The organism is Azospirillum thiophilum (genome assembly GCF_001305595.1).
In the GTDB taxonomy this organism is placed as follows: Bacteria; Pseudomonadota; Alphaproteobacteria; order Azospirillales; family Azospirillaceae; genus Azospirillum; species Azospirillum thiophilum.
In genome coordinates this window covers 841,913-853,932 of sequence record NZ_CP012403.1, presented here as the reverse complement: position 1 = coordinate 853,932, position 12,020 = coordinate 841,913, and the positions used below count along the sequence as shown (strand labels likewise).

The following is a 12,020-nucleotide window of genomic DNA, read 5'->3' as shown; positions in this document are numbered from 1 at the left end:
CTCAGGCCCTCCGGTCGCGAACGGTGTCGAGGAACTCCGCGGTGTCGAGGATCGGCAGCCGCTCCGGCTCCTCGACTCCCAGCCGCGCCCAGATGTCGAGCGCGTCGCGGCAGTCGCCGAAGCGCTCCAACCTGCCACCCAGCGCGGCATGCTCCGCCTCCAGCGCCGCCAGCGACAGGTCCGGCGTGAGGTCGAGCAGCGCCAGCGCCGCCGCGCGGAAGGTGGCGACATCGTCCTCGACCAGCGTCGCCGCCTCGCCCAGCAGATAGCGGTGCTTGCCGCCGACGGTGCGCCAGACCAGCGCGCGGTCGCGGCTGTCGAACTCTTCCACCCCCATGGTGGTCTCGATCACCTCGGGGCCGGACAGACCGAGCCGCCCTTCCTCGCTCATCGCCACGGCGTCGCACAGACGGGCGACGATGCCCATGCCGCCGAAGCAGCCGAAGGTGCCGCCGTCCAGCACGATCACCGGAATGCCGGCGGCACGCACCGCCAGCACGGCCCGCATCACCTCCGACACCGCGATCAGCCCGGCATTCGCCTCGTGCAGCCGCACGCCACCGGACTCCGCCAGCAGCAGCACCCCGTCCGGCCGCTCGTCCAACGCGCGTTCCAGCAGGCCGGTCAGCTTGGCGCCATGCACCTCGCCCACCGCCCCGCCCATGAAGCCGCCTTCCTGCGCGGCGACCAGCACCCGCCGGCCCTCCAGCCGCCCGCTCCCGACCACGATGCCGTCATCGAAGGCGGCCGGGGTGCCGAGCTGGCGCAGGTGCGGGCTGACCACCCGCTCAGCCGGCGGCAGGATCTCGACGAAGCTGCCGGGGTCGAGCAGGCCGAGCAGCCGGCCGCGCGCGCTGTCCTCGTAATAGCTGCGGCTCGTCGTGTTCCCGATCGTGGCTTGGCTCATGGCTTGGCTCCTCCGGCGAATTCCTCCAGCGCCTGGTCCAGCCGCAGGCCGACCACGGCCGGCGTCGCACCGACATCGTTGATGGAGATGCGCAGGTCGGCCAGCGGATGGCGGGCGAAGACGTCGTCCATCACCGCCTGCCAGGTGGCGCCGAAGCCGACCGCCGCCGTCAGGATTTCGATCCGGCACAGTCCGCCGAGCGGCGCCGGCTCGACCAGCACCTCCAGATTGCCGGAACCGACGACGCCCACCAGGACGGGCGCCGGCTGGGCTGCCAGGGCACGGCCGCCGCGATATTCGAAGGTCAGGGATTCCATGATCGGGCTCACCAGTTGCGGAAGCGCTTGGGCGGGTCGTAGAGGCCGCCGGATGCGCGCACGAGGTCCTTGATCGACCGGGCGGCCAGCAGATCGCGGGTGGCCATCCGCTTGTCGATGCCCAGATCCTCGGGCCGGCGGATGATGCCGCGGTCGCGCAAGTCCTCCACCATGCGCCGGTCGCGCCCCCGCCCGACGGGCGTGTATCCGGCAACGCCGCGGATCGCCTGTTCGCGCTCCCCGGCGGTGCGGCAGAGCAGCAGGTTGGCGATGCCCTCCTCGGTCAGGACATGGGTCACGTCGTCACCGTAGATCATCACCGGCGGCAGTTCCATGCCGGCGCTCTCGGCCAGTTCCCAGGCGTCGAGCCGCTCGACGAAGGCCGGCTGCATGTGCTCGCGGAAGGTCTCGACCATCTGGACCACCAGCTTGCGGCCGCGCGGCATCCCTCCGCCATCGCCTCCCGCCTCCCGCCCCGCCCGCAGCCAGGCCGGGCTGGCATGGCGGCGTCCGCGGGCGTCCGCGCCCATGTTCGGCGCCCCGCCGAAACCGGCGATCCGCCCCAGCGTCGCGGTGGAGCTGTTGCCGGCCAGATCCATCTGCAGCGTTGATCCGATGAACAGGTCGCAGGCGTAATGACCGGCCGCCTGACACAGCGCGCGGTTGGAGCGCATGGAGCCGTCAGCCCCGGTGAAGAACACGTCGGGCCGAGCCCGGATATAATTTTCCATCCCCATTTCCGAGCCGAAGGAATGGACGCTCTCCACGAAACCGGCCTCGATCGCGGGGATCAGCGCCGGATGCGGGTTCAGCGCCCAATGCTTGCAGATCCTCCCCTTCAGCCCCAGGGAGTCGGCATAGGTCGGCAGCAGCAGCTCGATCGCCGCCGTGTCGAAGCCGATGCCATGGTTCAGCCGCTGCACGCCGTATTCGGCATAGATGCCCTTGATGGCCATCATCGCCATCAGCACCTGGATTTCCGAAATCTGGGCCGGGTCGCGGGTGAACAGCGGCTCGATATAATGGGGCGTCGGGCTCTGGATCACGAAATCGACCCAGCCGCCGGGAATGTCGACGCGCGGCACCGCATCCACCAGTTCGTTCACCTGGGCGATGACGATGCCACGCTTGAAGGCGGTCGCCTCGACGATCACCGGCGTGTCCTCGGTGTTCGGACCGGTATACAGATTGCCGGCGGCGTCGGCCGACTGTGCGGCGACCAGGCTGACCCGCGGCGTCAGATCGACGAAATAGCGGCCGAACAGCTCCAGATAGGTGTGGATGGCGCCGACCGCGATCTGCCCGTCCGCCACCATGCGCGCCAGCCGTGCGCCCTGTGGACCGGAGAAGGAGAAATCCAGCTTCGCCGCAATCCCGCGCTCGAACACGTCAAGATGCTCGGGCAGGGCCAGCACCGACTGCACCATGTGCAGGCCGTTCACCCGCGCCGGATCGACGGACGCCAGCGCACGCGCCAGGAAATCCGCCTGCTTCTGGTTGTTGCCCTCCAGGCAAACGCGGTCGCCGGGCTCCAGCACGGTTTCCAGCAACGCACGGGCGTCGGCAGCGGCCACGCGCTTTCCGTCGGCGAGATGGGCGGCGCGGGCAAGCCGGGCCTCGCGGTTGCGCCCCTGCATGTTCCAGTCGCGCATCACCGTCAGCGCCCGCGGCGCCGGACGGACAGACGGGCCTGCCCGTCGGGCTGGCGGTGAACCTGTTCGGACATGCTGTCCCTCCCTCATATCCGGTGACGTGATCCGGCGATGGCCCCGAAGACGGGCCGATCTCGCCGACAGGAAGCTTGCCGTATCCCGTTCGTCGCTAAAAGGCCAATTTTGCATACACGATAAAATTTCTTTCCGTAAAATAATACGCATTGCCCTCATTTCCGATTATCAGTATACCAATGTGATACGCACAATCATGTTTGCAAGCAATCTGCCGCCCGCACTAGTCCTGCCGCAGGATCCAATGGCCGGTCGTCCCGACGCCTGCACCGGAAGCCGGCCACAGGCCGGGACCGGGCCATCCGCCAAGCCACACGCCCCGCACGGGCTGATCAACGGAAGAGGAGAAGGAGCATGGTCGTCTATGGTGTCGCCCTGCTGTCGGCCTGCATGCTCGTCGGCATGGTGGTCGGCGATCTGCTGGGGAGCCTGATCGGGGTCAAGGCGAATGTCGGCGGCGTCGGCATCGCCATGCTGCTGCTGATCCTGTCCACCGATCATCTGCGCCGGACCCTGCGGCTGGACGTGCCGGCGCAGCAGGGCATCGGCTTCTGGAGCGCCATGTACATCCCCATCGTCGTCGCCATGGCCGCCCAGCAGGACGTGGTTGCGGCGGTGAAGGGCGGGCCTGCCGCCCTGCTCGCCGGGGTGCTGGCGGTGGTCCTGAGCTTCGCGCTGGTCCCGGTGATCGCCCGCATCGGCCAGCCCGCATCGTCGCGGCGCGAGGCGGCACCCGGCGCCGCCCTGACCCTGAAGAGCGGGGAGTGACCGCGATGTTCGACATCCTGTCCAGCGTGATGAGCAAGAACGGTCTGGTGACCGCCTTCGCCATCGTCGGCGCCACCATCTGGCTCTCCTACTGGCTGTCCCGACTCTTCACGCGCGGCCGCCTGCACGGCTCCGCCATCGCCATCATGCTCGGCCTTCTGCTGGCCTATGCCGGCGGCGTCGCCACCGGCGGGCACAACGGGGTCGCCGACATCAAGCTGCTGTCGGGCATCGGCATCATGGGCGGCGCGATGCTGCGCGATTTCGCCATCGTCTCCACCGCCTTCGGCGTCAGTTTCGGCGAAATCCGCCAGGCCGGCCTCAGCGGCGTGGTGTCGCTGTTCACCGGCGTCCTACTGTCCTTCGTGGTCGGGGCGGCGGTGGCGCTGGCCTTCGGCTATTCCGATCCGGTCAGCATGACAACCATCGGCGCCGGGGCGGTCACCTACATCGTCGGCCCGGTCACCGGCGCGGCATTGGGGGCGAGTTCCGACGTGATGGCGCTCAGCATCGCCGCCGGGCTGGTGAAATCGGTGCTGGTGATGATCGGCACGCCGTTCGTGGCCCCCTTCATCGGGCTGGACAACCCGCGCAGCGCCATGGTCTTCGGCGGGCTGATGGGTACCACCAGCGGCGTGGCCGGCGGGCTGGCCGCGACCGATCCCAAGCTCGTGCCCTACGGCGCGATGACGGCGACCTTCTACACCGGGCTCGGCTGCCTGATGGGACCGTCGATCCTGTTCCTCGCCACCCGCGCCGTGATGGGCGGCTGAACCGACAACCGGCGAACCGGCGGCGGGCGAACCGGCAACCCTTCCACCGGCCGCCCGGCCTGTCTATCCTGCCCGCGACCGAACAGGTTTCCCCGGACCGGGCACAAGCCCGGCCCCGGGGGAAACCTGCCGAGACGCCGGAGGCATGCCCGTGGACCAGTTCGACCCCCAACCCGCCCCGACCGGGACCGACGTCGTTTCGGAGGAGAAGGGGCTGCTGTCCGACCTGATCCGCGTGGCGCTGGCCGACGAGATCGCGACCGGCCGCCTCAAACCCGGCACGCCGCTCGACGAACAGCAGATCGGCCAGCGCTTCGGCGCCTCCCGCACGCCGGTGCGCGAGGCGCTGCGCCAGCTCGCCACCACCGGCATGGTGGAGGTCCGGCCGCGACGCGGCGTGGTCGTCGCCACCATGACCGCCGAACGGATCATGGACATGTTCGAGATGACGGCGGAGATGGAAGCCATGTGCGTCCGCCTCGCCACCTACCGCATCACCCCGGTCGAGCGCAGCCGGCTCCAGACCATGCACGAGTCCTCGGCCGTCATGGTGCAGGGCGGCGACCTCAGCGCCTACGACGATTTCAACCGCCGCTTCCACGAGGCGATCTACCACGCCACCCACAACCAGTTCATGGCGGAACAGGCGGTCGGCGTGCGCGCCCGCCTCGCCGCCTTCCGCCGCACCCAGCTGCGCCACGGCGACCGGCTGGCGACCTCGCATGCCGAGCATGGCGCCATCCTCGCCGCCATGGCCCGCGGCGACGGCGACGAGGCCGCCCGCTGCATGCGCGCCCACATGCTGAACGCCAGCTGCGCATTGACCAGCTACATCCAGGAGATGGAATTGGAATAGGGCGAGGCGGCCCCGGGTCTTTCACGCATCTTTCGGCGAGCGGCTATTGGCCGTCCGCTCGGCGCCACCACCTGAAGGGGCGACTTGCCGGGCCAACCCGCTCATCGGAGGATCGTGATGCGCATCACCCTGACCCTGTCGGCCGCCGCCCTTCTGGCCGCGCTGGCGTCTCCCGCACCCGCCATGGCACAGGCGCAGCCGGGCGCGGGCAAGGCGGTCAGGACCGTCTCCACCAGCGCCGGGCCGGTGGCGGTCACCCGGATCGCCGAGGGACTGGACCGTCCCTGGGGCATCGATTTCCTGCCCGACGGACGGGCATTGGTGACGGAAAAGCCGGGGCGGCTGCGTCTCCTGGCGCGTGACGGTTCGCTGTCGGCGCCGCTGGCCGGTACGCCGAAGGTCTTCGCCCAGGGCCAGGGCGGGCTGATGGACGTGGCGGTGGACCCGCAATTCGCGCAGAACCGGACGATCTACCTGTCCTTCGCCGAACCGGGGGAGAAGGGGACCGCCGGCACCGCGCTGGGGCGCGGGACGCTGACCGACGGCGGGATCGAGAATTTCCAGGTGATCTTCCGGCAGGCGCCCAAGGTGACCGGCGGCAACCATTTCGGCAACCGCATCGTCTTCGCGCCCGACGGCCACATCTTCCTGACCTTGGGCGAGCGCAACATGTTCGACCCGGCGCAGGACCGCGCGGTCACGCTGGGCAAGGTGGTCCGGCTGACCCGCGACGGGTCGATCCCTTCGGACAACCCCTTCGCCAGGAACGCCAGGGCGGCCGGCGCCATCTGGTCCTACGGCCATCGCAACATCGAGGCGGCGGCCATCGACCCGCGCACCGGCAGCCTGTGGGTCGCGGAGATGGGGCCGAAGGGCGGCGACGAGCTGAACCGGCCGGAAGCCGGCAAGAATTACGGCTGGCCGGTGGTGAGCTGGGGCAACCATTACGACGGCCGCGACATCCCCGACCCGCCGACCCGCAGGGACCTGACCGATGCGGTGATCCACTGGACGCCGGTGATCTCGCCGTCCGGCATGCTGTTCTACGGCGGCGCGCTGTTTCCCGACTGGCGGGGCAGCGCGCTGATCGGCGGCCTCGGCGCCAGGGGGCTGGTGCGGGTCGCCATCGATGGGACCGGCGCGAAGGAGGTGGAGCGCATTCCGCTCGACGCCCGCATCCGCGATGTGGCACAGGGACCGGACGACGCCCTCTACGTCATCACCGACGCCGCCGACGGCGCGGTCTTGCGATTGGCGCCGGCGCAATAACCGCCGAAACAACGCCACTGGGAACCGGGGCATGAAGATCCGCGACTACCGCCCGTCCGACGCGCCGCTGCTGGCGGCGCTCTACAGCCGCTCCGTCCTCGCCATCGGGCCGCGCTTCTACACGCCGGAGCAGGTGGCGGCCTGGGCGGCCCAGGCGCCGACAGTGGAGCGGATCCGGCAGGCCTACACCGACGGCCGCGTCGCCCTGGTCGCAGCGGACGACGACGACCGCCCGCTGGCCTTCAGCGACGTCGAGCCCGACGGGCACATCAACTTCCTCTATTGCGCGCCGGAGGCGGCGGGCCGGGGCGTGGTGTCGGCCCTGATCGACGAGCTGGAGGCGCGGGCCGTCGCACTCGGCTATCCCTGCCTGCATGTGGAGGCGAGCGAAGCGGCGCGGCCCGTCTTCCTGCGCCGAGGCTTCACGCTGCTGGCACGACGGGACCTGCGGATCGGGACGGTGCCGATCCACAACTACGCGATGGAGAAGCGGCTGGGGTGACGCGAGGGGTTGCCCCCCGCCCCCCCGCACTCGGCAGACCAAAGGTCGGTCCGAGCGCGGGAGAAGGGGGGAGCACGAGAGCGGCGGAGTTCCCTCTCCCGCGACATCGGGGGAGAGTTAGGGAGGGGGCGAAGACCCTGCCCTTACCGTTCGATTTCCTTGTTCCAGCGCTGGTTCCAGTCCGGGCGCTTCTCGTTGATCACGTCCCAGTCCACCGTCACGGCGGTCTTCATGTAGCCCTGGAACCTGTTCATGTCGTCGGCGACGTCGGCCGGGGCGGCGACCTTGGTGTTGGACGGGATCTGCGCGCCATATTGCAGGGCGGCCAGCTGGGCCTCCTGGCTCAGCAGATAGGCCGCGAGCTTCTGGGCGGCCTCGTTGTCGGGGTTCTTGGCGACGACGCATTCGCCGACCATCAGCACGACCGAACCTTCCTTGGGCTGGACATACTCCACCGGGATGCCCTTGGCCTTCAGCGTGCCGACACCGGTCGGGGTGAGCGGGAAGATGGCCGCCTCATTGGTCTGCACCATCTCGGCGATCTTGGCCGAGCTGGGGATGTATTCCAGCACGTTCGGGCCGATGGTCTTGCGCCAGGTGGTGAAGCCCGGATCGACGTTGGTCTCGCTGCCGCCCTTGATGCGATTGTACATCAGGAAGGCGTGCAGGCCGAAGGAGCTGCTGGCGGCCGACTGGACGACGATCTTGCCCTTGTACTTGGCATCGGCCAGATCCATCCAGCTGGTCGGCGGCGCCCAGCCCTTCTCGGCGAACATCGCCTTGTTATATGCGAGGCCAGTCATGCCCATGTTGACGCCGACCGCCATGTCGCCCTTCATGCGCGAGGACGGGTAGACCTCGTTCAGCACCGGCGAGGGCTCCATCTTCTGGCACAACCCCATGCCGATGGCGCGGTACATCAGCCCGTCGTCGAGGAAGACGACGTGCATCTGCGGGTTGTCCTTCTGCGCCTGCAGCTTGGCGAGGATGTCCGACGAGGTGCCGGGGACCACCACCACCTTGATGCCGGTGGCCTTCTCGAAGGCCGGGAAGACATGCTCGGTGTAGGTCTTCTCCATCGTGCCGCCGTTCATGCCGATATAGACCGTCTTGGTCTGGGCGGCGGCGGGGGTGGCGAGCGCCGCGGTGGCGGCGATGGCAACCGTGGCGAGACCGGTGAGCGACAGGGAACGCAAGGTGGGCATGCACGTCCTCCAATGGGCCAGGGGATGAAGTCTTAGGCGATGGGCGGGAAACGGTCGATGCGGAACGGCTCCAGCGGCATTGCCGTAGTGCCGGTCGTGACGAGCTCTGCCAGCGTCTGGCCGACGCCGGGGCCGATCTGGAAACCGGCGCCGGAGAAGCCGAAGGCGTGGAACAGGCCGGGCGTGGTGCGGCTGGGGCCGATGACCGGGTTGCGGTCGGGCGTATAGCCCTCCACCCCGGTCCAGCAGCGGATGACATGGGCGTGGCGCAGCTGCGGGAACAGCTCGGCCGCGTCCTGCATCAGTGTCATCACGGCGTGGCGCTGCGGCCGGGCACGGTCGGCATCCAGCGCGAAACCGCGCCCGCCACCCACCACCATGTTGCCGCGCGGCACCTGCCGGCCATAGACGCCGCCACCCTCGACCCCGATGTTGACGTCGAGGAAGCGGGGCAGCGGCTCCGTCACCGCCATGTTGGGATGCAGCGATTCAAGCGGAACAGTCTCACCGAACGCTTCCGCCACCCGCAGCGACCAGGCGCCGGCCGTGTTCAGCAGGAAGCGCGCCCGCACCTCCAGCGCATCGCCGGCCAGCAGGACGAAGCGGTCGCCGTCCTTCTCCACCCGGTCGACCGGCGTCTGTTCGCGCACATCCGCCCCCAGGGCCGCAGCGGCACGGGCGAAGGCGGGGGAGACGAGGCGCGGGTTGGCATGCCCGTCCTCCGGACAGAGCGATCCGCCGACCGCCCGGTCGCCCAGCGCCGGCCAGCGCTGGCGGAACTCCTCGCCGGCGATGATCTCCAGCCCCAGGCCGAACCCCCCGGTGCGCTCGCGGTAGGCGACCAGCGAGTCCAGGTCGGCGTCGCTGCGCGCAAGCTTCAGATGGCCGGAGCGGATGTATTCGACGTCGGTGCCCAGCAACTCCGGCAGCCGACCCCAGATGGCGTGCGCACGCTGGGACAGCGGCAGTTGCTCCAGCGGGCGGCCCTGCCGGCGCACGCCGCCGAAATTGACGCCGCTCGCCTTGGCGCCGCACCAGTCGCGCTCCAGCAACGTCACCGACAGGCCGGCCTGCCGCAGGAACAGCGCCGCCGAACCGCCGACGATCCCGCCGCCGACGATGGCGACGTCGCAGTCGATCCTCTCGCGCATCACGCGACCTCCCGTCCGGCGGAACCCTCTTCCCCCCTGGGAGAAGGGATAACGGTCGCGATGGGCAGCGGCTTGATCGGCGGCTGGGCGCGCAGGCGCCCCACTCCATCGGGTCCGGTGCCGAGCGCGCGGGACAGCAGTTCCGCCGTGGTGGCGCCGCACATCCGGCCCTGGCAGCGGCCCATGCCGGTGCGGGTCAGCGCCTTGGCCCGGTTCAGTTCGCGCGCCTGCCCGTTGCGGGCGACGTCGCGCAGCACACCGGCGGTGACGCCCTCGCAGCGGCAGATCATGGTGTCGTCGGCGATGGAATCCGCCCAATCGTCCGGGAAGGGGAAGGCCGCGTCCAGGGTCCGGCGGAAGGCGGCGATGCCGGACAGCCTGCGATCCAGCTCCCGCATCCGCGCCGCGTCCACTACCTCGCCGAGATCCTCCAGCAGCGCCAGCGCCACCCGCTCCCCCGCCAGCTCAGCCGCGTCGGCCCCGGCGATGCCGCTGCCGTCGCCGGCCAGATAGACCCCGGCGACCGAGCTGCGCCCGGCGGCATCCCGCTCCGGCAGCCACGCGCGGTCGGCGGCGTCGAAGCGGAAGCGGCAGCCGGCCAGATCGGCGAGCTGGGTTTCCGACCGCAACCCCAGCCCGAAGGCCACGGCGTCGCAGGGCGTGCGGTGCTCCCGCCCGCCCGCGTCGTGCCAGACCAGCGCCTCGACCCGCTCGGTTCCTGCGGCACGCACCGGGCGGATGCCGTTGCGAACCGGCACGCCATGGGCACGCAGCATGGCGACGAACAGCAGCCCCTTGGCCAGGGTCGCCGGATCGCGCAGCATCCCGGCGGTGGCGCGGGCCTGGACGACGAAGGGCGTGGTGTCGAACACGCCGGCCAGCTCGACCCCGGCCTTCAGATACTGGTAGGCCACCAGATAGAGCAGCGGCCCGGTGCCGAGGAAGGCGACCCGCCGGCCGACGGCGCAGCCCTGGAACTTCAGCGCCACCTGCGACCCGCCCAGCGTGAAGACGCCGGGCAGCGTCCAGCCGGGGAAGGGCAGCACGCGGTCGGTGGCGCCGGTCGCCAGGATCAGATGGCTGAAGGGCAGCGTCGCGCTCACCCCCTCGCACAGCAGGTCGATCGCCCCGGCTTCGCAGTTCCAGGCCAGCGTGCGCGGCCGGTAATCGACGCGGTCGCGGATCGCCGCCATGGCGCGATGGACGGCATCGGCCTTGCCCACCTCGAAGCCGTACAACGCCTTCTTCGGCCGGGTGAATCCCCCGTCCGGCGGCTGGCGGTAGATCTGCCCGCCCCAGCGCGCCGCCTCGTCGATCACCACCGGACGCAGGCCAGCAGCGACCAGCCGTTCCGCCGCGCGGATGCCGGCCGGGCCGGCGCCGACGATGACGGGAGGAAGCGGGGCGGTCACGACGTCCACTCCCCGTCGCTCAGCAGGCGCATGCCGTCGGCGATGAAGGTGCCGCAGGCGCGCAGCCGCTCGCCCTCCTCCGTCCGCACCCAGCAATCCTGACAGGCGCCCATCATGCAGAAGCCGGCGCGCGGCGCGTCCGCGAACTCCGACTGCCGCAACCGCTCGCCGTTGGTGAGCATGGCGGTCATGACGGTGTCGCCCTCCAGCGCCTCCACCGGGCGCCCATCGAGGGTGAAGCGGACCACGCGCCGGCCCTGTTCGGCCACACGCTGCAGCAAAGCCATGATGACTGGTCTCCGGAGAGAGGACGGCCGGGAGAGAACGCGGACGCGGACTCAGTGCTGGCCGACCAGGATGCGGTCGAGCCCATAGACGCGGTCGAGCAGCAGGACCGCGACCGCAGTGATGCCGATGATCAGCGCCGACACCGCCGCCATCATCGGGTCGATGGATTCGGTGGCGTACATGTACATCCGCACCGGCAGCGTCACCGTGGACGGCGAGGTGATGAAGATGGACATGGTCAGCTCGTCGAAGCTGTTGATGAAGGCGATCAGCCAGCCGCCGGTCACGCCGGGCAGGATCATCGGCAGGGTGACGCGGCGGAACACGGTGGCCTCGCTGGCGCCCAGCGAGAAGGCGGCCTGTTCCACGCTGCGGTCGAAACCGGAGATCGCGGCGATCAGCAGGCGCATGACATAGGGCGTGACGATGACGATGTGCGCCGCGACCAGCCAGCCGAAACTGCCGGTGGCACCGATGATGGCGAACAGCCGCAGCATGGCAACGCCCAGCACCAGATGCGGGATGATCAGCGGCGACAGGAACAGCGCGTTGAGGAAGCCGCGGCCGGGAAATTCCCAGCGCGTGATGGCGAGCGAGGCCGGCACCGCCAGCGCCACCGCCAGCGTCGCCGCCAGGAAGGCCAGCCACAGGCTGTTCCAGAAGGACTGGACGAAATCGGGGTGGTGGAACACCGCCTCGAACCAGCGCAGCGAGAAGCCGCGGGTCGGCAGCGACAGCGTGTTTTCGGGCGTGAAGGCGACGAGGCAGACGATGGCCAGCGGCGCCAGCATGAAGATGACGACCAGGGCGTGGAAGACCAGGGCGACGGGTCCGTTGCGGGTCAT

General features: G+C 69.9%; 13 protein-coding genes. 5 read left to right on the top strand and 8 right to left on the bottom strand.

The features are described 5' to 3' along the window. Position 1: 1 nt before the first annotated feature. Genes AL072_RS22805 through mdcA form a run of 3 tightly spaced genes read right to left on the bottom strand, consistent with a single transcriptional unit; the run spans position 2 to position 2,876 of the window. Entirely contained in the window at positions 2-907 is a 906-nt protein-coding gene (locus tag AL072_RS22805) for a biotin-independent malonate decarboxylase subunit beta (RefSeq protein WP_045584446.1), read from the bottom strand. Next, positions 904-1,224, bottom strand: a complete 321-nt coding sequence (gene mdcC / locus AL072_RS22800; protein ID WP_045584445.1) for a malonate decarboxylase acyl carrier protein — start codon at positions 1,222-1,224, stop codon at positions 904-906. Before mdcC ends, AL072_RS22805 begins: the two co-directional genes overlap by 4 nt. Before the next feature lie 8 nt (positions 1,225-1,232). After that, positions 1,233-2,876, bottom strand: a complete 1,644-nt coding sequence (gene mdcA, locus AL072_RS22795; RefSeq protein WP_045584444.1) for a malonate decarboxylase subunit alpha — start codon at positions 2,874-2,876, stop codon at positions 1,233-1,235. A 429-nt stretch (positions 2,877-3,305) separates the two neighbouring features. Here mdcA and madL point away from each other — a divergent pair, with 429 nt between their 5' ends. The 5 genes from madL to AL072_RS22770 all read left to right on the top strand — a co-directional run bounded on the left by madL (position 3,306) and on the right by AL072_RS22770 (position 7,119). Next, entirely contained in the window at positions 3,306-3,719 is a 414-nt protein-coding gene (gene madL / locus AL072_RS22790) for a malonate transporter subunit MadL (protein ID WP_045584443.1), read from the top strand. Between the two features lie 5 nt (positions 3,720-3,724). Beyond that, positions 3,725-4,492 carry a malonate transporter subunit MadM gene (madM, locus tag AL072_RS22785; RefSeq protein ID WP_045584442.1) on the top strand — a complete coding sequence of 256 codons (768 nt, stop codon included), beginning with the start codon at positions 3,725-3,727 and terminating at the stop codon, positions 4,490-4,492. A 151-nt stretch (positions 4,493-4,643) separates the two neighbouring features. After that, positions 4,644-5,348, top strand: a complete 705-nt coding sequence (locus AL072_RS22780) for a GntR family transcriptional regulator (RefSeq protein WP_245636924.1) — start codon at positions 4,644-4,646, stop codon at positions 5,346-5,348. 117 nt (positions 5,349-5,465) lie between these two features. Then, on the top strand, positions 5,466-6,617 hold the full coding sequence (locus AL072_RS22775) for a PQQ-dependent sugar dehydrogenase (RefSeq protein WP_045584440.1): 1,152 nt from the start codon (positions 5,466-5,468) through the stop codon (positions 6,615-6,617). A 31-nt stretch (positions 6,618-6,648) separates the two neighbouring features. Beyond that, a complete protein-coding gene (locus AL072_RS22770) occupies positions 6,649-7,119 on the top strand; it encodes a GNAT family N-acetyltransferase (RefSeq protein WP_045584439.1) in 471 nt (156 codons plus the stop codon). A gap of 143 nt (positions 7,120-7,262) precedes the next feature. On the opposite strand, the gene AL072_RS22765 is transcribed toward AL072_RS22770, so the two are convergent. From AL072_RS22765 to AL072_RS22745, 5 genes are read right to left on the bottom strand one after another with little or no spacing between them, the layout of a single operon-like run. Next, the gene (locus AL072_RS22765; protein ID WP_144428342.1) at positions 7,263-8,324 is read right to left on the bottom strand and encodes an ABC transporter substrate-binding protein; all 1,062 of its coding nucleotides are present in this window, start codon (positions 8,322-8,324) and stop codon (positions 7,263-7,265) included. 32 nt (positions 8,325-8,356) lie between these two features. Next, positions 8,357-9,475, bottom strand: a complete 1,119-nt coding sequence (locus AL072_RS22760) for an NAD(P)/FAD-dependent oxidoreductase (RefSeq protein ID WP_045584437.1) — start codon at positions 9,473-9,475, stop codon at positions 8,357-8,359. Then, positions 9,475-10,887: an FAD/NAD(P)-dependent oxidoreductase gene (locus AL072_RS22755; RefSeq protein WP_045584693.1), complete on the bottom strand. Its 1,413-nt coding sequence runs from the start codon at positions 10,885-10,887 to the stop codon at positions 9,475-9,477. Before AL072_RS22755 ends, AL072_RS22760 begins: the two co-directional genes overlap by 1 nt. After that, complete coding sequence (locus tag AL072_RS22750) at positions 10,884-11,174, bottom strand: (2Fe-2S)-binding protein (RefSeq protein ID WP_045584436.1); 291 nt, start codon at positions 11,172-11,174, stop codon at positions 10,884-10,886. Before AL072_RS22750 ends, AL072_RS22755 begins: the two co-directional genes overlap by 4 nt. Before the next feature lie 51 nt (positions 11,175-11,225). Then, positions 11,226-12,020 carry an ABC transporter permease gene (locus tag AL072_RS22745; RefSeq protein ID WP_045584435.1) on the bottom strand — a complete coding sequence of 265 codons (795 nt, stop codon included), beginning with the start codon at positions 12,018-12,020 and terminating at the stop codon, positions 11,226-11,228.

Excerpts from the sequence above, each read along its gene's own strand:
- AL072_RS22805 (WP_045584446.1), bottom strand. The coding sequence starts at position 907 with ATGAGCCAAGCCACGATCGGGAACACGACGAGCCGCAGCTATTACGAG.
- mdcC (WP_045584445.1), bottom strand. The coding sequence starts at position 1,224 with ATGGAATCCCTGACCTTCGAATATCGCGGCGGCCGTGCCCTGGCAGCC.
- mdcA (WP_045584444.1), bottom strand. The coding sequence starts at position 2,876 with ATGCGCGACTGGAACATGCAGGGGCGCAACCGCGAGGCCCGGCTTGCC.
- madL (WP_045584443.1), top strand. The coding sequence starts at position 3,306 with ATGGTCGTCTATGGTGTCGCCCTGCTGTCGGCCTGCATGCTCGTCGGC.
- madM (WP_045584442.1), top strand. The coding sequence starts at position 3,725 with ATGTTCGACATCCTGTCCAGCGTGATGAGCAAGAACGGTCTGGTGACC.
- AL072_RS22775 (WP_045584440.1), top strand. The coding sequence starts at position 5,466 with ATGCGCATCACCCTGACCCTGTCGGCCGCCGCCCTTCTGGCCGCGCTG.
- AL072_RS22770 (WP_045584439.1), top strand. The coding sequence starts at position 6,649 with ATGAAGATCCGCGACTACCGCCCGTCCGACGCGCCGCTGCTGGCGGCG.
- AL072_RS22765 (WP_144428342.1), bottom strand. The coding sequence starts at position 8,324 with ATGCCCACCTTGCGTTCCCTGTCGCTCACCGGTCTCGCCACGGTTGCC.
- AL072_RS22760 (WP_045584437.1), bottom strand. The coding sequence starts at position 9,475 with ATGCGCGAGAGGATCGACTGCGACGTCGCCATCGTCGGCGGCGGGATC.
- AL072_RS22750 (WP_045584436.1), bottom strand. The coding sequence starts at position 11,174 with ATGGCTTTGCTGCAGCGTGTGGCCGAACAGGGCCGGCGCGTGGTCCGC.
- AL072_RS22745 (WP_045584435.1), bottom strand. The coding sequence starts at position 12,020 with ATGACCCGCAACGGACCCGTCGCCCTGGTCTTCCACGCCCTGGTCGTC.